Origin of the sequence: Lysinibacillus sp. RS11 (assembly GCF_042019215.1) — a bacterium.
Lineage (GTDB): Bacteria > Bacillota > Bacilli > Bacillales_A > Planococcaceae > Lysinibacillus > Lysinibacillus xylanilyticus_A.
Genome location: NZ_CP168124.1, coordinates 4,546,413 through 4,568,683, shown reverse-complemented (window position 1 = coordinate 4,568,683; position 22,271 = coordinate 4,546,413). Strand labels below are relative to the sequence as shown.

At 36.2% G+C, this 22,271-nt stretch carries 27 protein-coding genes; 15 read left to right on the top strand and 12 right to left on the bottom strand.

What is annotated here, in order from left to right:
* Positions 1 to 126: 126 nt before the first annotated feature.
* The 6 genes from AB9L17_RS23570 (at position 127) to AB9L17_RS23545 (ending at position 4,746) form a co-directional block, all read left to right on the top strand.
* A complete protein-coding gene (locus AB9L17_RS23570) occupies positions 127 to 1,050 on the top strand; it encodes an ABC transporter ATP-binding protein (RefSeq protein ID WP_068985013.1) in 924 nt (307 codons plus the stop codon).
* Positions 1,043 to 1,741 (top strand): ABC transporter permease, encoded by a 699-nt coding sequence (locus AB9L17_RS23565; RefSeq protein ID WP_068985012.1) that lies wholly within the window; start codon positions 1,043 to 1,045, stop codon positions 1,739 to 1,741. Before AB9L17_RS23570 ends, AB9L17_RS23565 begins: the two co-directional genes overlap by 8 nt.
* A gap of 61 nt (positions 1,742 to 1,802) precedes the next feature.
* Positions 1,803 to 2,675 (top strand): DUF4097 family beta strand repeat-containing protein, encoded by an 873-nt coding sequence (locus AB9L17_RS23560; RefSeq protein WP_223554051.1) that lies wholly within the window; start codon positions 1,803 to 1,805, stop codon positions 2,673 to 2,675.
* A gap of 29 nt (positions 2,676 to 2,704) precedes the next feature.
* Positions 2,705 to 3,361, top strand: a complete 657-nt coding sequence (locus tag AB9L17_RS23555; RefSeq protein ID WP_068985010.1) for a uridine kinase — start codon at positions 2,705 to 2,707, stop codon at positions 3,359 to 3,361.
* Between the two features lie 9 nt (positions 3,362 to 3,370).
* Positions 3,371 to 3,913 carry a histidine phosphatase family protein gene (locus AB9L17_RS23550; protein WP_223554049.1) on the top strand — a complete coding sequence of 181 codons (543 nt, stop codon included), beginning with the start codon at positions 3,371 to 3,373 and terminating at the stop codon, positions 3,911 to 3,913.
* 182 nt (positions 3,914 to 4,095) lie between these two features.
* Positions 4,096 to 4,746, top strand: coding sequence for a uridine kinase family protein (locus AB9L17_RS23545; RefSeq protein WP_223554048.1), 651 nt, complete (start codon positions 4,096 to 4,098; stop codon positions 4,744 to 4,746).
* 107 nt (positions 4,747 to 4,853) lie between these two features.
* Here AB9L17_RS23545 and AB9L17_RS23540 read toward each other — a convergent pair whose 3' ends face one another.
* The 5 genes from AB9L17_RS23540 to AB9L17_RS23520 form a co-directional block, all read right to left on the bottom strand.
* Complete coding sequence (locus AB9L17_RS23540; protein ID WP_068985007.1) at positions 4,854 to 5,249, bottom strand: helix-turn-helix domain-containing protein; 396 nt, start codon at positions 5,247 to 5,249, stop codon at positions 4,854 to 4,856.
* 223 nt (positions 5,250 to 5,472) lie between these two features.
* Positions 5,473 to 6,123, bottom strand: a complete 651-nt coding sequence (locus tag AB9L17_RS23535; RefSeq protein ID WP_375199870.1) for an SIMPL domain-containing protein — start codon at positions 6,121 to 6,123, stop codon at positions 5,473 to 5,475.
* A 111-nt stretch (positions 6,124 to 6,234) separates the two neighbouring features.
* Positions 6,235 to 6,858 carry a DUF2238 domain-containing protein gene (locus AB9L17_RS23530; protein ID WP_375199869.1) on the bottom strand — a complete coding sequence of 208 codons (624 nt, stop codon included), beginning with the start codon at positions 6,856 to 6,858 and terminating at the stop codon, positions 6,235 to 6,237.
* 128 nt (positions 6,859 to 6,986) lie between these two features.
* Positions 6,987 to 7,289 (bottom strand): YunC family protein, encoded by a 303-nt coding sequence (locus AB9L17_RS23525; RefSeq protein ID WP_068985005.1) that lies wholly within the window; start codon positions 7,287 to 7,289, stop codon positions 6,987 to 6,989.
* A 177-nt stretch (positions 7,290 to 7,466) separates the two neighbouring features.
* A complete protein-coding gene (locus AB9L17_RS23520) occupies positions 7,467 to 7,589 on the bottom strand; it encodes a hypothetical protein (RefSeq protein WP_263297471.1) in 123 nt (40 codons plus the stop codon).
* A 277-nt stretch (positions 7,590 to 7,866) separates the two neighbouring features.
* Here AB9L17_RS23520 and AB9L17_RS23515 point away from each other — a divergent pair, with 277 nt between their 5' ends.
* Positions 7,867 to 8,604, top strand: a complete 738-nt coding sequence (locus AB9L17_RS23515; protein WP_375199868.1) for a polysaccharide deacetylase family protein — start codon at positions 7,867 to 7,869, stop codon at positions 8,602 to 8,604.
* A gap of 103 nt (positions 8,605 to 8,707) precedes the next feature.
* Here the strand turns inward: AB9L17_RS23515 and AB9L17_RS23510 are convergent, their stop codons facing one another.
* A complete protein-coding gene (locus AB9L17_RS23510) occupies positions 8,708 to 8,968 on the bottom strand; it encodes a hypothetical protein (RefSeq protein ID WP_068985003.1) in 261 nt (86 codons plus the stop codon).
* 108 nt (positions 8,969 to 9,076) lie between these two features.
* Here AB9L17_RS23510 and AB9L17_RS23505 point away from each other — a divergent pair, with 108 nt between their 5' ends.
* Together AB9L17_RS23505 and AB9L17_RS23500 are read left to right on the top strand one after the other, a co-directional pair.
* Positions 9,077 to 9,871, top strand: a complete 795-nt coding sequence (locus tag AB9L17_RS23505) for a DUF2268 domain-containing protein (RefSeq protein ID WP_068985002.1) — start codon at positions 9,077 to 9,079, stop codon at positions 9,869 to 9,871.
* 18 nt (positions 9,872 to 9,889) lie between these two features.
* The gene (locus tag AB9L17_RS23500; RefSeq protein WP_068985001.1) at positions 9,890 to 10,402 is read left to right on the top strand and encodes a DNA-deoxyinosine glycosylase; all 513 of its coding nucleotides are present in this window, start codon (positions 9,890 to 9,892) and stop codon (positions 10,400 to 10,402) included.
* A gap of 148 nt (positions 10,403 to 10,550) precedes the next feature.
* Here the strand turns inward: AB9L17_RS23500 and AB9L17_RS23495 are convergent, their stop codons facing one another.
* On the bottom strand, positions 10,551 to 11,675 hold the full coding sequence (locus tag AB9L17_RS23495; protein WP_375199867.1) for an IS4 family transposase: 1,125 nt from the start codon (positions 11,673 to 11,675) through the stop codon (positions 10,551 to 10,553).
* A 226-nt stretch (positions 11,676 to 11,901) separates the two neighbouring features.
* Positions 11,902 to 12,762: an endo alpha-1,4 polygalactosaminidase gene (locus tag AB9L17_RS23490; RefSeq protein WP_068985000.1), complete on the bottom strand. Its 861-nt coding sequence runs from the start codon at positions 12,760 to 12,762 to the stop codon at positions 11,902 to 11,904.
* Positions 12,763 to 12,921: 159 nt separating this feature from the next.
* On the opposite strand from AB9L17_RS23490, the gene AB9L17_RS23485 reads away from it, so the two are divergent.
* From AB9L17_RS23485 to AB9L17_RS23475, 3 genes are all read left to right on the top strand, one after another.
* Positions 12,922 to 13,341 carry a hypothetical protein gene (locus AB9L17_RS23485; protein WP_068984999.1) on the top strand — a complete coding sequence of 140 codons (420 nt, stop codon included), beginning with the start codon at positions 12,922 to 12,924 and terminating at the stop codon, positions 13,339 to 13,341.
* A gap of 468 nt (positions 13,342 to 13,809) precedes the next feature.
* Positions 13,810 to 15,441 carry a ribosomal protection-like ABC-F family protein gene (abc-f, locus tag AB9L17_RS23480; RefSeq protein ID WP_375199866.1) on the top strand — a complete coding sequence of 544 codons (1,632 nt, stop codon included), beginning with the start codon at positions 13,810 to 13,812 and terminating at the stop codon, positions 15,439 to 15,441.
* Between the two features lie 167 nt (positions 15,442 to 15,608).
* A complete protein-coding gene (locus tag AB9L17_RS23475) occupies positions 15,609 to 16,403 on the top strand; it encodes a hypothetical protein (protein ID WP_375199865.1) in 795 nt (264 codons plus the stop codon).
* Here the strand turns inward: AB9L17_RS23475 and AB9L17_RS23470 are convergent.
* From AB9L17_RS23470 to AB9L17_RS23460, 3 genes are all read right to left on the bottom strand, one after another.
* The gene (locus tag AB9L17_RS23470) at positions 16,384 to 16,692 is read right to left on the bottom strand and encodes a hypothetical protein (RefSeq protein ID WP_375199864.1); all 309 of its coding nucleotides are present in this window, start codon (positions 16,690 to 16,692) and stop codon (positions 16,384 to 16,386) included. The two genes, AB9L17_RS23475 and AB9L17_RS23470, sit on opposite strands and share 20 nt — an antisense overlap.
* 238 nt (positions 16,693 to 16,930) lie before the next feature.
* On the bottom strand, positions 16,931 to 17,422 hold the full coding sequence (locus tag AB9L17_RS23465; RefSeq protein ID WP_375199863.1) for an SRPBCC family protein: 492 nt from the start codon (positions 17,420 to 17,422) through the stop codon (positions 16,931 to 16,933).
* 16 nt (positions 17,423 to 17,438) lie between these two features.
* Positions 17,439 to 18,836 (bottom strand): PLP-dependent aminotransferase family protein, encoded by a 1,398-nt coding sequence (locus AB9L17_RS23460; protein ID WP_375199862.1) that lies wholly within the window; start codon positions 18,834 to 18,836, stop codon positions 17,439 to 17,441.
* A 113-nt stretch (positions 18,837 to 18,949) separates the two neighbouring features.
* On the opposite strand from AB9L17_RS23460, the gene AB9L17_RS23455 reads away from it, so the two are divergent.
* Positions 18,950 to 19,909 carry a proline dehydrogenase family protein gene (locus AB9L17_RS23455; RefSeq protein ID WP_375199861.1) on the top strand — a complete coding sequence of 320 codons (960 nt, stop codon included), beginning with the start codon at positions 18,950 to 18,952 and terminating at the stop codon, positions 19,907 to 19,909.
* A gap of 97 nt (positions 19,910 to 20,006) precedes the next feature.
* A complete protein-coding gene (locus AB9L17_RS23450) occupies positions 20,007 to 20,366 on the top strand; it encodes a YybH family protein (RefSeq protein ID WP_375199860.1) in 360 nt (119 codons plus the stop codon).
* Here the strand turns inward: AB9L17_RS23450 and AB9L17_RS23445 are convergent.
* Complete coding sequence (locus AB9L17_RS23445) at positions 20,363 to 21,157, bottom strand: sulfite exporter TauE/SafE family protein (RefSeq protein ID WP_375199859.1); 795 nt, start codon at positions 21,155 to 21,157, stop codon at positions 20,363 to 20,365. The two genes, AB9L17_RS23450 and AB9L17_RS23445, sit on opposite strands and share 4 nt — an antisense overlap.
* 291 nt (positions 21,158 to 21,448) lie before the next feature.
* Between AB9L17_RS23445 and AB9L17_RS23440 the strand changes: the two genes are divergently transcribed.
* Positions 21,449 to 22,264 carry an alpha/beta fold hydrolase gene (locus tag AB9L17_RS23440; protein ID WP_375199858.1) on the top strand — a complete coding sequence of 272 codons (816 nt, stop codon included), beginning with the start codon at positions 21,449 to 21,451 and terminating at the stop codon, positions 22,262 to 22,264.
* Positions 22,265 to 22,271: the final 7 nt, after the last annotated feature.

Here is a 22,271-nt window from a genome sequence, read left to right as displayed (position 1 = left end):
GCTTCTGATTGTTATATCCTTACTCTCTTGCAAAAATTACTGTCATTTTCCATCGAGTTTACTTTGTTTTTACTTTCACTTATTAAGATAAATGTAACGAATTCAAAATGGTAAGGAGTAAACAACATGGAAACTGTTATTCAAATACAGCAATTAAGTAAGAGCTTTAAAGGAGTCGAAACTGTCTCGAATGTCAATATGAATGTTAAGAAGGGAGAGATTTATGGGTTTTTAGGTCCGAATGGGGCAGGGAAAACGACGATTATGAAGATGATATTAAATTTAGTAAAACCAACTTCAGGTGAAATAAAGATTTTTAATAATCTAATCACAACGTCCTCCTATCAATATTTAAACAAAATAGGCAGCATTATTGAGTATCCGGAATTTTATGAAAGGCTAACAGCAAAGGAGAATTTAGAGCTTCACTGTGAGTATGTTGGTGTTTATGAAAAAGGGGCTATACAAGAGGCACTAGCTATTGTAGGTCTGGATGGAGTGGAACATAAAAAAATACATGAATTTTCGCTAGGGATGAAGCAAAGATTAGGCATCGCACGGGCAATTGTTACGAAACCAGAGATTCTAATTCTGGATGAGCCGATAAATGGTCTTGATCCTATAGGTATTAAAGATATACGCGAGCTTTTAATGCTGTTAAAAGAAGAGCATGGAATCACTATTTTAATATCAAGTCATATCGTGTCAGAAGTTGAATCAATAGCAGATACTATTGGCATCCTTCACCATGGGAAATTATTAAAGGAAGTAAAAATGGAGGATATTCGAAAAGAAAACATGGAGTACCTGGAAATCAAAATAGACGATTTGAAAAAAGCGATTCGTGTGCTAGAGAACAAGTTAGGAATTCGGAAATATGAAATTGTGAATCAGCATTGTATTCGAATTTTTGAACATGATATTTCTCAATCTCAAATTAATAAAGAGCTTATTTTAAATGACATTGTTATCAATGGAATTGAAAAACAGCAACAGCATTTAGAAGAGTATTTCTTAAATCTTATTAATGGAGGGAATCAAATTGCTTAAACTATTAAGGCTTGAATGGAAAAAGAATTGTATAGCTGGTTATTTTAAAGGATTAATCAGTTGTATTGTTGGGATTTTGGCGGCGGTTGTGCTTATGGCCTTGGGTTCCGGAGATGAACAGGTGTTTCGGGATTATACAGATTTTATGTCTTTAACAAATATTTTAATTCGAATTGTTTTTATTATTTTTTCGAGTGTGATTTTATCGCGTTTAGTCATTGACGAATATAAAAATAAAACGGTCCAATTATTATTTACGTATCCATTAAAAAGGAAAAAAATAATTCTCGCTAAACTGTCTTTAGTTTTCGGATTTTGTTTCTTTAGTATTATTATTGCAACTTTTATGATTAATATTGCTGTTTATTTCTTAAATCCAATGATGAACCTGTTTGATACGCCTGTAGAGATTCAGGAGATGGTAGCTACAATTCCATCTACTTTTGTTAATGCTTTTATGATGGCTGGGGTAAGCTTAATTCCTTTGTACTTTGGTATGCGAAGAAAATCAACAGCTTCGACAATTACATCAGCGGTCTTAATTGGATTTGTTATTAATGCAACAGTTTCAAATGGGGATTCATCCGCTAGCTTATTCCAATTTGTCGGCGTCCCAATCAGCATGTGTCTATTAGGGCTTATTATTGGTTATCTCTCTTATTATAAAGTCGACAAAGTAGATTTAACGTAAATTTTTTCAGCAAATGTTGTTTGTACCGAGGCGTAATTGATATGAGAAATGAGGATGCAAAGTGAAAAAAGCGATCATAGCTTTGATATTTGTAATTGCAATAGGAGGAATTATATTCACCCTTAAAACAAATGGTGAAAAGGGTATTAACGAAGAACAGTCCTTTGATGTTCAGCAAATTGAAGAACTTGAAATAAACGGTGAGTCTTGGGATATAGCATTAGAAAATACAGATTCTGAAAAAATAACAATTGAAACTGAAGGTAAACTACAAGAAAAGCAGGAAAATAACCCTGTTGAAATTAAGAAAGACGGAAATAAAGTTGTAGTATATCAACAAGACACTGAAGGAGGGGTTATGAAAAACTTTAGCTTTGGAAAAAAGGGTACTATTCACATTTCTGTTCCTAAAAATGCTGTGAATAAGATTGCAATAAAAAACAGCTATGGTGATGTTAAAATGAACAACATTGAAACAGAGGAACTGTCGATTTCAACGGATTCGGGCTCTAAAATCATTAAGGGACTATCGGCCGATAAAGGTGAAATTACATCAAAGGATGGAGAATTGAAAATGATGGATAGTACCGTGAATGAATTAACGATCGCCTCTACGAATGGTGATAGCTATATGACTAGAGTCAACAGTTCGAAAACGAAAATTACTTCGACTAGCGGTGAAGTTTTTATGAAAGAAATCATCGAAGGAAAAGCATTATTTGTAGAGACTGCTTCGGGAGATATTACAATATCCTACAAAGAGGCACCCAAATCATTAGAGCTTATGGCGAATAGTGAATCATCCGACATAAGCGTTGATTTAGAAGGTTATCAGAAAGAAGAACATACGGAGCAATTAAAGAAAGGTAAGATTGGTGACGCATTAAATAAATTGGAACTAATTAGTAAAGAAGGTATAATAATTGTAAATTAAAATCTAAAAATCTATGAGGTCAACGAGAGATGTTAAGACGAGAACTGATTTCAGAAGTAGCCAATACTATTATAGATTTAAAACTTCACCATCCAATTAGAGTAGCAATTAGTGGAATAACAGCTTCAGGGAAAACAACTCTTGCCAATGAACTTGCTGAAGAGCTTCGTCGAAGAAAAAGGGAAGTAGTACGAACAAGCATTGACAATTTTCATAATCCAAGAGCGATTCGCTATAGGCAGGGAAAGGATTCAGCAATCGGGTATTATGAAGATGCACACGATTATCAAGCATTTAAGGAAAAGCTGTTAATTCCTTTAGGAGAGGATGGAGATCGGCAGTATCAGACAGTTTCGTTAGATTTAGAAAAGGATGCATATGTAAATCCAGAACAACTGCTTGCAACAGACGATACCATTTTCATTGTGGATGGAACATTTTTATTTAAAAAAGAACTAATACATTTATTCGATTATAAAATTTTCGTACAGACAGATTTTGAGCTAGCCCGAAATAGGGGAGCAAAACGGGAGACGATTGCATTTGGAAGCTATGAAAGTGCAGAGGCTATGTTCATTAACCGGTATCATGCTGCATCAAGTTTATATTTAAAGGAACATAACCCTCAAGACAATGCAGATATTGTGATTAATAACAATGATGTCGGTTCTCCATATTTTCTCTAGGAGGTTTATATGGTTAAGCATATTTATGTAATTAGACATTGCGAAGCTCAAGGACAATCGGCGGCTGCTCCTTTAACAGAAGATGGCTTTCATCAGGCAGAAGATTTAGCTGATTTTTTCGCTGACATAAAAATTGATCGAATCATTGCCAGTCCTTTTTTACGTGCAATTCAAACTATAGAACCGTTAAGTAATAGGAAAAATATAAATATTGAAATCGATGAACGGCTTTCAGAACGTATTTTAAGCACTAGAGATTTACCTGATTGGTATGAAAAACTTCAAGCAACTTTTACCGATATGGAGTTAAAGTTTGACGGTGGAGAGTCAAGTAGCGAAGCAATGAAACGGATCATTCACGTAGTTGAGGAAACTTTCCAAAGTGGTGCTGAGCATTCCATTATTGTTAGTCATGGAAATATAATTACTTTACTATTGAAGTATTATAATAATGAGGTCGATTTTCAAGTTTGGGGAAAATTAAGTAATCCAGATATTTTTCAATGTAGCACTAAGCATAATGAAATAACAATAGAACGTGTATGGAAATGATAAAAGTTTGTTTTGCTTAAAATCGCCTCCCGATACAGGAAGAAGATCGCTTCTGTAGCTACGTTTTCCTGCGGTGGTTAGGGCGGCAGCAGGAGCATATAAAAAAATTGCGAATTAATCAGGTGGTATGAAACGAATTTCATACCACCTATTTTGTGATTATTGGTAAAAGGAGAAGGAAGATGGAGAAGATTCTACAAGAAATAGTGAATTGGATAAAGATGAATGATAAAAGGATTATAATTGGTATCTCAGGACATGGAGCAGCAGGGAAAACAACGTTTGCCAATAAATTTGTTAATTGTCTACATCAAAATGAAGTGAATTATATGAATACAGATCCGTATATTGTTAGTTCAGATATACGTAAGCAAACAATTATCGACTATACATATCAAAATGAAAACCATTGTTTTAAAATGACGGCTTGTCATCCAGCAGCCCATCATTTGCCTTCTTTAGAAAGAGATATTCAGATGGTTCGAGAAGGTCTAGATTTATTGACAATAGATACGCATTATATGAAAAGTACGTTAATTTCTTCAAAAACTAAAGTAACGATTGTAGAGGGAATGAGTGTAGCATTTATTAATCCCGAATTATTTGATTTAAAAATTTATTTTTATACAGATAGTGAGACGGAATTAATAAGAAGGTTGGGTCGTGATGTACTTGAAAGAGGAACCGATATCAATTATTTAAGGCAGTCCCATGAAGAACGTCGGATTCAATATGAATTGTTTATGCATTCGTATAGTCAGCCATTTGATATTATTTTTAAAACATCTGATGAAGTAGTATGTCTAGAAAAAAATTTACTTAATCCTAAATAATATATAGTCATGTATGCGGAATATTCTTGATGTCCATATGTATTGGCATGTGTGTTGAATCCCAAGGAAAAGCGGATAGGCCTCTTTTCCTTGGGATTTTGACGTAACTAATTCGAATGTTTTCTCATGTAAACATAAAGTTCAATACCTAGCATAAAGAGCGTTGCAATTAAAAATCCAATCATAAAAATTTCGTGTACAAGTGCAAAATAAGCTATATAAATTACAATAGCAACTAAAAATAAAATTACTAGAAAATGAAACTTTACTGCTTTTTCATTATTCGCGATTTGCTTTTTTATAGGGCTGTTACCTTTAATCAAATGATCTAAACTAATATTCATTTCATCGCTTAATAAAATTAAATTTTCAATATCTGGGGCACCTTTTTCTTGTTCCCACTTTGAAATGGCCTGTCTAGTCACACCGATTTTATTTGCCAATTGTTCTTGGCTTAAATTATTACTTTTACGATAATCTAAAATCGATTTGCTAATTTTCATTTTTATCATTCCTTTTTATATTTGATATCATCACCATACCAAATTTAATGCTGTTGCAAACGAAACCAATAGTATCAAGTCCGCAATGCTACGTTGCAATTAGATTAAATATGGAATGAGAGTGTCATTGTCATTTTACTGTAGAAGAAAAGCGAAAACTCTCATAGCTTAATTGTTGTCGAGACAAATCAAGAGAGGAGTTTTCGCTTTGGAATTATACATTTTAATATTGAAATTTCACTCGAACAGTCGCATTAACGGCTATTTGACCCTGTTCAATAGGCGTAGAAATTTTGGAATCGGCCATCGCCATGGATCTATACAGAACTGGGGCGCGCTCTAGTTCCTCAACAATTTCGATAGGTTGTGGTTGTAAAGGCAAATGCATTGTCTCGGCAATCGTTTTAGCCTTCATTTGCGCATTATGAAGGGCTAAACTAAGAGCTTGTTGATAATAGGCATCGGCATTGTCAATATTGAATTGGATAGAGGAGATTCGATTTGCACCATTTTCCACGGCTGTATCAATAATTACACCAATCTGATTCATATCCGTTACTTTAACGGTAATACCATTTGTGACTTCATAGCCTTTAAAAATCTGTTTGCCGTCCTCATAATCATAAAGTGGTGAAATCGTATAGACAGCTGTTTGAATATTTTCCCTTGGGATATGAAGATTTAAAAGAGCTTGGATAACACGATTCATAATGATTGCATTTTCCTGCTGTGCTTCTTGTACATTTTTTCCTCTTGTCTGGACTTCAATTTGAAGTTGAACATAACTTGGAGTAGCCATTACTTTTCCATTTCCAGTGACGTCAATCACACGAGATGGATGGGGCGAGTGCTGACTTATATTTGCATAGTACATAGAATACCACCCTTCGAAAGGTTCATATTAGTTATGCTATGCTTACTATAGAGGAAAATTGTTTATCATCATTTAGCAAATATTTTTTGTATACGCCAAGGTGAAATTGATTTACTTTGCCTGCTTTTTCAATAATTTATCATGGAATTTTGTAAATAGCAGTAAAGTTAAAATGGTTCCAAGGAAGGCCGAAAACATGTCCCATTGTGCATCCCAGGGATCTCCCTGCATCCCTACAAAGTCTTTAGCACCCTTGCCGCCTTTTGAAACTTTTGTACTGAGCCATTCAATGATTTCGTAGAGAGCAGCAATTGCCAGCATAATACTTATTGTAATACCTGTTAACCAAGCACCTTTCGTTAGTGGTGTTTTTCGTATTAATATTTCCCTTATGACAATGGCCATCAAACCTTTAAGAAAATGTCCAAAACGATCGTAGTCATTCCGCTGTAAGTGAAATTCTTCTTTTATCCAATTAAAAAGTGGAACCTCTGAATAAGTATAGTGCCCGCCAATAAATGTTAAGATGGATAAAAGGGCAATGATCACATATGAGAAAGTTGTGAAGCGGAATTTGTTGTAAATAGCGACTACAATAATAATAGCAACCACAGCAGGGCTAACTTCTGCGAGCCAATCCAAATAGGTAGCTGGTTTTATGACAGACCAGACAAAAATAATAACGACTATTAATAATAAGATTACATGTATTTTCCAATGTTTATCTTTATCCAAAATGAACACTCCTTTGCCCAAAGTATAGGGAAAGAGTGTCTAGCTTATTCAAACTGTACATAATACATCAAAAAAAAGCGTCTAGTCGAAATTGAACTGACGCTTTGTTTATACATAAAAACTTCCGGTTATATCATTTTTAATAATGCCTCTACACCAGGCATTCCTTCTGTAATACCGAGCTGCTGCGCTTCATACGTCACGGATTCTAATGGGGCTGTCAATAGTTCATCGATTGTTTTCACACCAACTGCACGACCTGCAATAATTTTACGGTCAGCTAAGCGATCATTTAATAAACCGATATCTAAAGCCCCACACATGATGTAGCCCGTTTCATTTGAAATTGTTAGTAGTGTTGTTTTAGGTAATTGAACAATCACTGCAGTGAAAAAATGACCCTTAATCATAATAGGCTCAATTGTCACCATTAATATCACTCCTTTTCTCTATATACATATGGCAATAGATAAAAAGGTGTTCGACATTTTCCGTAAAAAAATTATTGTAAGCGTAATTCTGCCACCTTAAATAAGATATGTTGTTCGTAAAAAACTAAAAGAACCAACTCGATTTCCCTTTTGTAAGAATGAGTTGATTCTTTTTATTTATTTCGTATAAGAAAGCATTGCTGTATGCTTGAATTTTTTTAATGCAATTGTTGCCTCGTTTTTAGTGTCGTACTCGAACATACGATAAGTATTTTGTTCAAAAACTGTAATAATCCACATAATGAGATCCCCTTTATTGTTTTTTTGTACTATAACAATCGGCAGAAAAATTAATTAAACTTATAGTTGTTATATATCAGTTTGTGTTTTTTATTTTACATCAATTAGTAAAAAAATAAAGTGGTTTGTGAGTGTTTTCACAATTCGTTCAAAATTTAACAGCAATTTTTCGGTGACAAGGTATGAAAACCGCCAATCCTTTACGAGTATAATTCATTGTAAATCGTAAATAGTAAGTTGACGGAGTTATGTGAATTTGAACTTGGGAGGTGATGCTATGACACGTAAATATGTATTAAGTTTAACCCTTTGTTTTTTAATCATATCGGTATTTTTTACAGAGCTGACCATCTATGCGGATAAAGGTCGACCTTATTATGAGGAGACAGGGGAAGTTGTGTGGGATATTAAAACAGAAGACAAAATAATTGCTCTAACCTTTGACGATGGACCTCATCCCAAATATACGGCAGCAATTTTAGATGTATTGGCAAAGTATGATGCAAAGGCTACCTTTTTTATTCTTGGAAAAAATGCAGAAAAATATCCAGAGCTAGTTTTAAGGTCTTATTCTGAAGGTCATGAGTTGGCCAATCATACGTATTCACATCCGTTTAATGTTTCCGTAGCTGAATTGCAGAAGGAACTGCGTCAGACAAAGGGAATCATTAATAGTATTACTGGATTTTCCCCAGTTTTATTCCGTCCTGTAGGTGGTAATTATAACGATCAAATGATAAATGCTGCTGTAAAGGATGGATACAAAGTAGTTATGTGGTCTTGGCATCAGGATACTCAAGATTGGAAACAACCAGGTGTGAAAAAAATTACACAAAAGGTATTGAAGGGATCAAAGCCTGGAGATGTTGTTTTATTCCATGATGGAGGCGGCGATCGCACGCAAACCATTAAGGCACTGGAAGAAATAATACCAGAACTTAAAAAACAAGGTTATACATTTGTCACAATATCCGAGTTGATTGAACGCAAACAACAACAAGAGCAAGTACAGTAAGGGGAAATAAGCCATCTCAACCATTGAAATGGCTTATTTTTTCCTCAAATAAAAAAATGAGTCTGCCATATCGCAGCGGATATTGAGCATTGGACATTTCATTTTAGAAAAATAATAGAGGCGCGAGTGCAATTCCGATAATAGTTCCGAGTACAATCCCAACGCCAAAACCTGGTCTTCTAAAATTCCGACGACCAAAAAAACCTAAACCATATCCTCCATATCGTCTATCAGGTAGAATCCACACATGTTTTCTATCCACCATCGTTATCTCTCCAACATGTACTCTGCCAGATGTATCTGTAATTCTTACACGTTTACCATGATATTTACAGCAAAGATTATAAGTATCAGCTGGATTCATAAAATATCCCTCCTTTCGACTTCCTTACAAGTTAATATATGCTGTTTCATACATTCCTCACTAGCCGATTGTCTATTTGAGACATAAGCTATAGCAGGAGGTGAGGGGATGTCAGTAATACCTACCGATGAGTGGCTTAATGAATTAATAGAGAATCAAAGGCAAAATCACAGTAGGAATTTTAATGAAATACAGTGTTACATTCTTTGTAGTCGTTTAGTTGAAATTTTTAATGGTGGATATCCGGAAGAACTACAATTTGAACTACAGCAACAGGGTCTTTTTCAGCCACATGAAAAAATAGATATAAAAAAGTTAAAGGAACAAAATGTGTGGGAAGTTGTCCAAAAGGAATTTATTTATTTAAAAAAGAGATGGAGCGGTCCAAATATACCAATCTATATTTTTCCGATAACACAGGAACAAACAATGACAAATAAAAATGGTGTCGCCTATCCAAATGCTTTGTTTTTATTTATAGGAGAGCTTGAAAAAGAGGAACTTAAAGCGTTATTTGCACATGAGTACAATCATGTTTGTCGTTTACAATTTTTAAATAAGACGCTAGACGAAGTGTCCTTGTTGGATTCTTTAATTTTAGAAGGATTAGCAGAATGTGCAGTTGAAGAAATTTACGGAGATAAATGGTTAGCCCCTTGGTTGAGTTACTACTCTTTGGATAAAATGTTGAAGATATGGAAGAAGCGTTTTTTGCCTAAAATTAATATTCAAGGATTAGACAATCATATTGAATTTTTATATGGTGGAAAGCTTCCTAAATGGATAGGGTACTGTATTGGTTATGAAATCGTAAGGTCTTATATAAAAAATTTTTCATCAAATAAACTTCATGTGAAAAGTTCGAAGGAAATACTTGTCGGCTCTAATTTTCCGCTACAATAAAGGGGAGGAGTGATTGTAGTGTCAAATGAACTAAAAAATGTCTTACGACCAGTTATTGATTCGTCAACAAAGGTGCTAATTGTCGGTTCAATGCCAGGAAAGCAATCATTAGAGAAACAGCAGTATTATGGCAATCCACGCAATCACTTTTGGCCGATTGTAGGGGAAATATTAGAGGTAAATATACCAGATGACTATGAACGAAGATTAAAATTGTTAAAGAGCAATCATATCGGTCTCTGGGATACGATAGAATCGTGTGAGCGTAAAGGAAGCTTAGATGCAGCTATTCGTAATGAAAAACCGAATGATTTTAAAATGCTTTTTGAACAGTATCCAAATATTGAGTTGGTGCTTTTTAATGGTGGAAAGGCATTCGAAGTTTTTAAAAAACATATTGGCTTTGAGGTTTTAGTTGGTCGGGCCTATCAAAAAATGCCCTCAACTAGTCCGATACCAGGTAAAAATATTAAATCTTTTGAGGAAAAGCTTGAGGATTGGCGAGTGATGCAATCTTATTTATCTATATAATTTCACTAATGTCGCATGAATTTTAATTGAATTTTCTGTTTTCTATTCCTTCCGTTTTTAAAGAAAATGAAAGATACTTAAATAGAGATAGTAAACATCCATTTTTTTACTATAACCTTTGACTGGGGCAACTGACAGTTCTAAATCCTTATGGTACCGTAGTTCCTTCGATTTCCCGAAGCCAAATACGTGCGGGCTTCCATAGTGTTGCTTTTAAGTACCTACTAATTTGTAAGTACGTCAGTGAACTGTTTGTGTAAAGCTGTGCTAGCACGTTTAAGCAGTAAACGATCATCGCAATGTACACCTGATTATGCACAGCTTGCTCGCTTTGCCCGTAGAACTTTTTAATGTTCAGATGCTGTTTCATCCACTTGAAAAACAGTTCGATTGCCCAGCGTGACTTATACAGTTCAGCGACTTCATCTGCGCTTAAATCAAAACGATTCGTAATCAGATGTAGCTCTTTACCGTTTGGATCTAGTACTTCGATACGGCGAAATACATTTTCAGCACGATTTTGCGTGTTGCCAATCAGAATCATTTCATCCGATAACACCGATGACTGTTCAGGTACTTTAAATGATTCAATCACACGTGTTACGGCGTTTTTTCGCAAGCGTGAGACAAAGAAAAGTCCGTCATCTGTCATGCGGTCAAAGCGCTCATAATCTAAGTAGCCTCGGTCAAACACGTACATGCACTCCTTGTCATCAACGAGAATTTCAAGCTGACCACGATCATGTTCTTTCGCATTCGTCAGCACCGCTTTATCAGGGTACGAACAACCTTTTTCTAGGTAAACAAGGCGCAAATGTAACTTCACACCTGATTTTGTTTTACGGAATTCAGCCCATCTATGGTTGTTTAAGTTCAATGGCAATGTGCTAGAATCAATGATTTTTAGTGGTGTTGTGGTTTTTCGGCGCTGCTCAAAATGCGTTTTCTCATGAATTTGCCCGATTAAGTCTAGAAAAATTTGTTGGAAAAACTCAGTTGGCACTTGGTTTAATCGCCGACCTAACTGCGAAAAGCTGATGGACTCTAAATACGTTGCTTTTTGTAAGTCGTCTGATAACAACGTGTCACTAATGGCACGTAGACTTTCGGTTTCATTCAGTTGCGCAAACAGTAATAATTTCAAGAATGAAGCGATGTGAAGCTTCTTTGTATAGTAATTTAATTGATGAATTTCAACTAATTTCTCCATTTGTGTAGAAGAAATAGGTGAAAACCATTGTTCAAATGAAGTTTTTCGTGTAAACTTATCCATGCTTATGTCCTTTATTTTGGATTTGGATGGTTTACTACCACCCAACCATTATAAAGGCTTTTTTTGTGCACGGATAATATTGCAGAAAATTCAGTTTTTTAAAATACGTTGAAGTTTTTTAAAATACGTTGAATTATTTTAATGCGACGCTAGTGATATAATTTCACTTCTAAAAAATACCCTCTGATGAGTGTTGCAGAGGGTATTATAATGCTATTAAAGGACGTTACTGCCAAGTATTGTAGTGAGATCCAGCGGGGCTATAGAAAAATTTAAATTGATATTTCTCTGCTAAAGCACGACTTTTTTCTTCATCCTCAAATCCAATCGCCATCACCTGAGTACCGAATTTATCTCGTATGTGAACTAATTGCTTCATCCCATCCAATGCCCAGTCATCTTCTCCAACTACATCATACGAGAAGTTTTCCCACATTATAAAGTCGATATATGGCGCTGTATAGTCAGCTAATGTTTGAAAGCCCCAATTTTGCGCAACAGACAAGCCGTTATATTGCTGTTTTATTTTTTTGATGAAGGATAACATTGCTTCATTTTGTGCTTCCTGCTCTTTTTCAGGTAAATAAGAATTAATGTTGCCCACAGTGTCTAAAAACACACCATCTAACCCTTTTTGAACAATTTGCTTCTGAATTTCTTCTAGTAAAAGCTTTTGATAGTGTTGAGAGGTCATATCCATTAAATACGAATCCCACTCAGCGAAATACATCTTTTCTCCATGCGCATCTTTATAAAAATCTGCTTCATTTAATTGACTATAAAGCGCTGAATTCCATTTGTCTGCTTCCATAGCGTTTATATAGCCGTATATTAGTGCTCCATTTTTTTGAGCAAGGTCGATATACTTCTGCTGCATTTCGATTGGCTCCACAATGACCAAATCCAAGTTAGCCATTTCCTTGCCAATCTTATCGTTTCCTTGATCTAAATAATATTTGTAATCCTTTACGTTAGCTAGCTTCGCTTGGATCCTTGTTGTAGATTCAGTGGCTTGCTTCGAAGAAATTAGTAACCAAATGCTTAGTAACACAATTATAGTAGTAATGTTGAAAAGTAATTTACGCATGAGTGCTCCTTTTCTTGGAAATACTCTCCCATTATACAATATTAGCCAATGGAATAATTGGTTGAGTGTAGTCTACAAAGCTCCCCTGAAGATAGGCAATTGCTCAACGGTTATTCGCCTTTTTACATATATTGAAATATGTAGAAGGGGGAGTTTTTAATGTATAACAATCCATATGGAGAGGATTTCAGACCTCCAAGCGGGAATGAACCTAATTTCGAACCATCATTTGGCCCGCCTGGATTTGGCCCACCTGGATTTGGCCCACCACCATCATTTGGCCCGCCTAATTTTGGACCACCTGGATTTGGACCACCACCAGCAGGTCAAATGCCTCTTGGCCCACCACCTAGTTTTGTGCCATCGACTCCACCGTGGGGAATAGGTACAAGTGGTATTCAATCATGCTTATTTAGAAATACGTATATATGGATGTTTAATGGATCAAGCTTTTGGTTCTTCCTAACTGCTGTAGGGAGAGAGTCTATTGCTGGGTTCCGATGGAGTAGCAGAAGGGGTTGGCGCTTCCAAACCATTGCAAGAAGAGAGATTCGCTCGTATGATTGCTCGAGATGGTAATGAAGAGTAGGACACTATGAACCAATAAGAATTCTCTGATTAGTATGATGTTACTTGTGAAGAATTATTTTACAACTTTACCGTTGTTGTTTTAGAGACAATGATGTTACAATTATTGTAATTACTGATGAAGGGACGATGGGTGGCTAATGATTAACTAATCTTATTTTTTGCGTATGGAATATTATATTTCAATCAAAAATAGGATTAGTCTGCCCATTTTCCAAAACGCGCATCTCGTATCGACGAAGCTTTGTCGATACGAGGTTGTACGATACTTACAAGTGCTTCATTTTCCATCTGAACCTCTTTATTTAGAAGCAGATAGGAGAAGTGGCTTACTTAGTAATGGAACACAAACAAAGCTTTGTTCATAAGCTTTTTTGTGTATGATAATTTTTAAGACTAATCCTTCCAAAATACTTGGAGGGATTTTTTTGTCCCTTCGAACGGAAAAGGATGGATGTTATGAAGGAACTTTTAAAATTACAAGATGTACGTTATGAAATACAGGATGCAAAGATTTTTGAGCATATAACAGCAACGGTGAAGATGGGCGAGGTCATCGGCATTATTGGTAGAAATGGGGCGGGCAAATCCACATTATTGCAGTTGATTGCAGGCTCGATAGTGCCGACTTCGGGACAGTTACGTTGGTTGCAGTCTGCTAAAATTGCTTATGTAGAACAGGAGAGTGCGCATTTTGATACGCTGGAGGTAACTGCAAACGAGGCTGATTTGCTTGCTAAATGGCAGGTTCCAGATGTGTTATTTTCAGCATTAAGTGGTGGAGAGAAGCTAAAAATGCGTCTTGCTGATGGTTTTGCACAAAATGCTCAATTACTTTTACTAGATGAGCCAACGAATCATTTAGACGAGCGAAGTACTACACTGTTAATTGAGCAAGTAAAAAATTACGATGGTACCATCATTGTTGTCTCCCATGATCGCTATTTTTTAGACGAGATTGCGACTAAAATTTGGTCGCTAGAAGAAGGGAAGCTCATGGAGCATAGTGGCAATTATAGTAGCTATATAGCCGCTAGAGAACACCAAAGACTAACACAACAACGTGCCTATGATAAACAGCAAAAAAATATTGAACGTATAGAGGCACAGATGAAAGAGTTAACATCCTGGTCACAGAAGGCACATGCGCAGTCTACAAAGCAGGAGGGCTTTAAGGAATTCTATCGTGTAAAAGCAAAGCGTATGGACTCGCAAGTTAAATCTAAGAAAAAACGATTAGAGAAGGAGCTTGCGAAGGTTAAAATTGAAGCTGTAGAACCTGAAGAAGAGATTCGTTTTTCTTTAGACACAAATCAACGAGTGGGCAAGCGTTTTTTAGAGACAAAGAGTTTAACGAAGTGCTTTGAGCAACGAGTTTTATTGAAGGATGTAAATTTAATTGCAAAGTTTGGTGAGAAAATTGCTATTATTGGGACAAATGGTAGTGGCAAAACAACATTATTAAAGATACTCTTAGGGCAGGTAGAGGCTGAAGGGGAAATTTGGCTATCTCCTGCAGCAAACATCGGCTATTTAACACAGGAAGTATTTGATTTACCACTGGATCAGACACCGGAGCAATACTTTTATAAAGAAACCTTTGAGGAGCAAGGGAAAGTCCGAAATTTAATGAAGCATTTAGGTTTTACACCAGCACATTGGACTGCTCCAATAGGCAAAATGAGTATGGGAGAGCGTGTAAAGTGTAAACTAATGGCATATATTTTAGAGGATAAAAATGTGCTTATTTTAGATGAACCGACGAATCACCTTGATTTACCTTCTCGTGAGCAGTTAGAGAAAACACTTGCGCAATATAAGGGAACATTACTTGTTGTCTCACATGATAGATATCTTCTTGAGAAGGTAACTGATAGTGTGTGGGAAGTTCAAAATAAACGTATTGAGAAAAAATGGAGAAACAGTGCTCCTTCTCAAGCCGATGATAAAGCCGCTCTTCGTTTAAAACTTGAAAATGAAAGACAAGAAATACTCGGCAAGCTTAGTTTTCTTACGGCAAAGGATAAGGATTACGCTATGCTTGATCAAAAGTTTAACGAACTGACGAAGCAGATTAATGAACTTAAGTAACTACAATAGTTTTTAGGTAGGGAAGAAAGAAGTGACCTTACACGATTAGTTCTGAGATGAACCCGGGGGACCTGATCAGTTTCGGATCGAACCCGATCAGTTCTTCGGGGCATACCAGATTACTTCTAAGGTCAACTCGATCACTCTTAATAAAGGGGGCCAACGCCATGAAAAAAGTACTTTTTGCCTTCATGCTTTTAAGTTTCAGTATAATCACTGCATGCTCTGATAAAGAAGAAAAACCTAACGTGCCAAACAAGCCGCAAGAAGAGCAGCAATCGCAGGAAAATCAACAGGAATCTTCTAAACCGAATAAGGAAAACACAGTAGCATCGATTACACAGGCTGGGGCATTAAAAAATGTTAAGGACCAGCTTAAAACGGATTTACCTATAACTTTACCCAAAGGGCTACCAATCACAGAAGGTACATTTTTAACGGCAACAACGAAGGCAGAAGCTAACGAAGTTGAAATAGTATTTTTTGAAAGCAAAGAGTATTTGCCAATCAACGATATTAAACTAAAACAACCAGATAGAGCGACCGTTATTGCTCGTCTCTTAGTGAAGCAATATGAAAGTGCAGACGAAGCAAGTAAGCAAATTTCTTTTGAGAACTTTAGCCAAAGTGGCGGTCAAGAAGTTGATCTTGGTTCCAATATTAAAGGCTATCAGGATGCAGGGGCAGGCTCTTTATGGACTGGTTGGAATGAGGGAAGATGGGCAATAGCGACTCAAACAAGAACAGACAATCCGGAAGCCGGTGTAAAGCTTGCTAAGCAGGCGGTACAATTTTTAGAATCGCATATGCTTCCTATTCCAAAGCAACACGGATCTGCACATTTAGATGTAAATGAATCAGGAAATTTAATCGTGTGGCAGGACGACAAGCTTGTCTATACGCTTGATTCAATCAAGGATCCGCTAAAAGCACTTGAAATGGCTACAGCTTTTTACCATTAAATAATATTGTAAGGTGCCATATTAATAAAGTACGACTCTTCGGCAAAACGAGGGGTTGATTTCCGTTCCGACTGGGCGCTTTGCCGCTGACGCTTCGCTTTCGCGCAGATAAAACATTTGTTGCTGTCGCTTCGCTTTCGCACAGATAAAACATTTGCCGCTGACGCTTCGCTTTCGCGCAGAGCAGAGCTTCCTGGGGGCGTCCGATGAGCCGCTTCGCTACGCTCCAGGGTCTAATCTGTGACGCTGATCCCCAAGGAGTCGCCCAGTCTCCACTCCAATCAACCACTTCACATGGTGTGTATCTTCTCGCATGTCACTCTAATTTATAGTGATAAAATGCGAAAGCGAAGTGCAAACGTAGCGGCAGCGACAATGTTATTATCTGTCTGAAAGCGAGTAGCATGGAACGAAAGCAACCTCATTTAAATCGCCGCAACATTCACAAAGATTTCCTTGACCATTTTGTTTTTTAACATAAAAACTCCTAGGGCACTTTACACCCTAGGAGTTTTATTTATGATGGCTTAAATCATTTCTACGTCATCCACAAGTTGCTTATATTCTGCAAACCATTTTTGCCATTCTTCCATTGGAAATTCTTCATGTACAGTTCCATTTAATAAGTCTGAAAGCAGGTCTAAGCATATATGCCAGCCAGCTAAATCTTTTGGTGTATGCTCAGTTAGCTCACCAATCGGTTCAAGTAATACTAATATGGAACCGCTGCTAGTGGGGGAGAGTTCAAATCTGACTGTATCTTTGCCCCATTCAAATTCGAGCACTTCCTTCTCAACATAGTCTGTAATTGCTATTTCCATATAAGCATCCGTTCCATCATTCATATTAAAATGGATTTTACCGTTTTTTCGAAGATCAATAATTTCTAAATTGTTCATCCATTTTTGAAGCTTGCCATTCTTCGTTAATACAGCCCAAACAGCATCAACTGAATGGGACAGCGGACGGTTGAATTTTACGACATAGTTATTTTGTTGTTTCTGAATAGTAGCGAGCATTTGATATCCCCCTTTTTTACTTTACCTCGTCATAGACTGCTTGAAATAGTCTTGTCACGCCTTCTTCTATTTCATTCTTCTTTAAATGTCCATACCCTAAAATAATCCGATTAGTATTTTTCCCTTTCTCTATCGAATGATCCTCTACAGGGTATACCCTTACACCAAGTTGCTCGATTTTAAACAATAGCTCTTTAGAAAAATGAATATCCTCTAATTCAGCAATTAAATGCATACCAGTAGAGTAACCTAAAATCTTCACTTTATTTGAAAAGGTTGTTTGCAAACATTGGATAAGAAAATCTCGCTGGTTTTTATAAAACTTCTTCATCTTTGCAATATGTCTTTCTAAATAGCCTTCTTTAATAAAATGAGCAAGAATAAGCTGATCTAATGATGGTGTGTGTAAATCAGTAAGCCATTTCAGCTGCCGACATTTCTCGATTAAATGAGTTGGGAGAACGATGTAACCTATTCTTAATGCTGGAGAGAGAATCTTGCTAAAAGAGCCTATATAGAGTACACGTTCTAGATCTAAACCTTGTAAAGAGCTGACAGGTGGACCTTCATAGCGAAACTCACTATCATAATCATCCTCAACTAAAAAACAATTATTCCTTCTGGCGAAATTGATTAATTGAATTCTGCGCTGTATTGGTAACGTACCCCCTAGTGGGAATTGATGTGATGGAGTTAGGAAGACAAATTTAGGATGCAAATTTTCTGGTATTAAGGCTGTCTTCATCCCATATTCATCTACAGGTATTGGATAAAGAGAGGCACCTGAAGATTTAAAAATCGTTTGAATATCATTCGTAATAGGATCTTCTATAATGGCTATATCATTAGGTGATAAAAGCAATCGAGAAACAAGTGTCAATGCTTGTGTAGCGCCGGATGTAATGACAATTTGTTCTGGATGACAGTGAACACCTCTAGTTCTTAATAAGTAGTGTGCTAACGTTTGTCTTAATTCTAAACGACCCTCTGGAAAATCATATCCAAAATTAGTTGATTCAATATCATTCCACAGTTGATGTGATAGCTTGGCCCATGTTTTACGGGGGAATAAGTCCAATGCTGGAATACCTGAACGGAAATTAATAATATGATTTTTCAGCTTTTTTTCATCGACTTCAAATAAAAATGGTGCCTCATGCTGTGTTAAAAAGGCTCCCTCTGCAACAAATGTACCTGAACCACTTCGTGCAATTAAAAATCCCTCTGCTAACAATTGATCGTAAGCTTCCAGTATGACATTTCTTGAAACCTTCAGCTCGAAAGAGAGCTCACGTGTTGATGCTAGCCTTTCACCTGCTTGAAGATGGCCATTTAATATTTTTTCCCGAATTTGCTGATAAACTTGCCGGTTTAGAGGTATATCTGAAGAACGATCGATTGGTATCCATAACAACTTTCTCTCCTCCTACTTAAAATTGGTACCTTAAAAAATTCTATAAAGTGGTTCTACTCCTACCAATTTTATCATGTTAAAGTACTGGGAAATAGAAAAGAGGAGGAATAAAAATGAAAAAGACAGAAGAAATAGTGATTCAAGCATTAAAATCTGCAGCAAGAAATGCTCAAATGAAACAGGACGTTCAACAGTCAACAGAACTCTATCCGTTATTATGGAAGGCAGCGAAACGGTATGTTACCGGTAAAGGGAGAAAGGATGCTATTCCAATTGCTCGAGAATTCATCTCCAAGGATTATCAAATATCCCTAGAGTTTATAGGGGAGAATACAACTGCTTTGGTGGAATGTCAAAAGGCTAAAGATGAATATTTGCAGCTTATTGAGGGTATGGGTGCATTGGAGATAAGACAAACAGTGTCATTAGATTTGTCGCATATTGGACTTTCTGTTAATGCAGAACTAGCATATAAACACTTAATCGAGCTAGCTAAAAAAGCATATCAGTTCAGAATTACATTAATGATTAGTATGGAGGAGTCATCAAAGACGAGCGATATCCTCGATATTTATAAAAAAATAGCAAGCCAATATTCCAATGTCGGGATTACATTACAAGTTCATCTTTATCGTACAGAGGAGGATATACAGCAGCTTATTCAATATCCAGGGAAAATAAGGCTTGTTAAAGGTGCTTTCCAGGAGCCGATCGACCTTGCTATGAAGAGATCAGAAGCACTGAATGAACGTTATCTTCATTATGTAGAGCAGTTGATTGATGCCAAGCATTCTATCTCGATAGCTACGCATGATGAAGTATTGATTCAAGAAATGGAACAAAGACAATATTTTAATCAGCCAAATGTTGAGATAGAAATGCTTTATGGTATCCAGCCTGATTTGATACGTCAATTAAAAGAGAAGGGGTACCGCTGTAAGATTTATCTTACGTATGGAACTGATTGGTATTTATACTTATGCCATCGTCTTGCTGAATATCCGGAGAATCTATATTTGGCTGTAGCAGATATCATTAATCCAGCTATGTTAACTAGAAGTGAAAATTATTAAACAAGCAATACTACTAGCATGTACTTCTCGTAATTAGCCATAATGATATTCCTATATAATGGGATTTCAGCTAATATTGTTGGGAAAGGAGGGTTTCTTGATGTATCAAAAAGCTTTAGAGCGTTATATTACAGCGACAAATTCCCATGATTTTAATAACGTAAAGGGAATTTTGCATCCTCAAGCAGTGTATTGGTTTAGCGATAAATCATGCACAACCTTAGAAGAAATAGGAGCTTATTTTAATAATGCATGGAATTTGATAAAGGAAGAAGTTTATTCTGCTACTGATGTTCAATGGCTTACGGTGGATGAAAAATCTGCTACCTGTATTTATACATACCATTATGAAGGCTATCATAACGGAAAATTTGTATCAGGTAGCGGTAGAGCAACGAATATTTTTACTCTCTTAAATAATGAATGGAAGTTAATTCATGAGCATTTGAGTAGTTAAATTATTTTTATGGCTACTTGAATAAGTAGTAATGAAATAATAACGATTAGTAGTATTTTAGCTGCTTTTATCGGAATTTTCGGTAGAACTAAAAGTCCGAGTTGAGAGCCGATAATAGACCCTACAGCCATCGCAATCGCATAGTGCCATTGAATAAAGCCGGTTTGGTAAAATACTAAAAATGCTCCAGTACAGCTCCCGAATATAAGCACACGTGTGAGCTGTACTGCCTTTATGTAGGAGTAATGGTAGCGTAAATAATGTAGTATGCTGAAGGTTGAAGAGCCAGGTCCAAAGCCTCCATCATAAACCGCAATTAAAAATGGCTGCCATAATCTATTGGTGTGCTTCGTGTCATTTTCTTCCGAAGTAACAGTCCATTCTTTATTTTTCAACGTTACAAATAGGGCGAAAATAAGTAAAATACAAACAATAATATTCATGGTCTTTTCTGACATAGATACAGTTAGAAGTGCTCCGAAAATACCTCCTGCAATGGCTACTGCAACGTATTTTATAATAAATGTTAGACGAAGTTCCTGATGATAAAGAAGATAAAAGATACTCGACAACGCTGCAATGCCTGATGAAAATTTATTCGTAGCAATGCTTGTTTGAATAGGTATGCCAACAAGCATCATAGCAGGGATCGTAATAAGCCCACCACCCCCAGCAAGGGTACCGATAAAAGCGGCAATAATTCCGATACCAACAAGCGTCATTGAAAGCTTTGTATAAAAAAGTCCAATTACAATGGCAAAGGACACAATCAAAATAAAAGATTTTTTCATACGCGTCTCCTTTAACGTTATTAGTTAAAGGGTACTGGTAAATAAAATATAATTCTAATATATTATTTTTCGTTTTGTATAAATTAGATTTATAAATATAATCTGTATAATATACGGCAAATTTTCTCTCTTCTGCTATAAATACTACTCGAAATACAGGCCCCTTAAAGCTCTAACCTCACCTAGTTTGCCATGCTTATTTTTATCCCCTTAGCCCCTTTGAAATAGAACTAAAAATAGTTATTATTGTAATTAATGGAAGTAATTATTTAACAAGGGGGGATGGTAGAAATGAAGCAAAATATATATCAATGGGGTAACACACAAAATCCAACGTTAATCTTTTTACATGGGCTAGGGAGTACGGGCTTAGCATTTGGGGAACTAGCGAAACATTTACTGGAGTATCATATCGTCGCCTTTGATTTACCTGGACACGGCTATGCAAAAGCTTTGGAAGAAGAGAATGCTTATTTTCCTTCCAATTTGATTGTAGGTATAGAAAAAATAATAAATCAGCAGTTAGGTAGTAAATCGCATTTTTTAATTGGCCATTCTTTTGGAGCTGATTTAGCATTGCATTATGCTGCTAAATATCCTGAACAGATAAAGGGTATTATCTTGTTAGATGGCGGTTATTTGTCATCGCAAGATTTAGGTATGACATTAGAAAACGAATTACAAGGTATAGAGAAATTTTGTAATGAAGTGAGATTTCCATCTTGGGACGTATTTTTTGAATCGGAAAAAGAAGAGCTTTTTCGATGGTCGGAAGAGCTTGAAGAAGCATCAAGGGCTCAAGTTAAGGAACAGGATGGGGAAATTAGACTAACGATATCTACTTTTACAGGGCAATCCATCATAAAAGGTATTTATGCGGAACCAGTGACAGATTTCGTAGAGCAGGTGTATTGCTCAGCTTTGTTAATACGTGCAACGAAACCAGTTGAATTAGAATCTACTAGAAGGAAGAGTATTCAAACTTTGCAATCGAGAATGAAAAACCTTGATATTGAACCAATCGCTGATGCAGGTCATGATATTTTTCGTGAAGCACCTAAGGATGTCGCTGAAAAAATAAGAGCATGGCTTATGAATCATTCATAAAAAAACA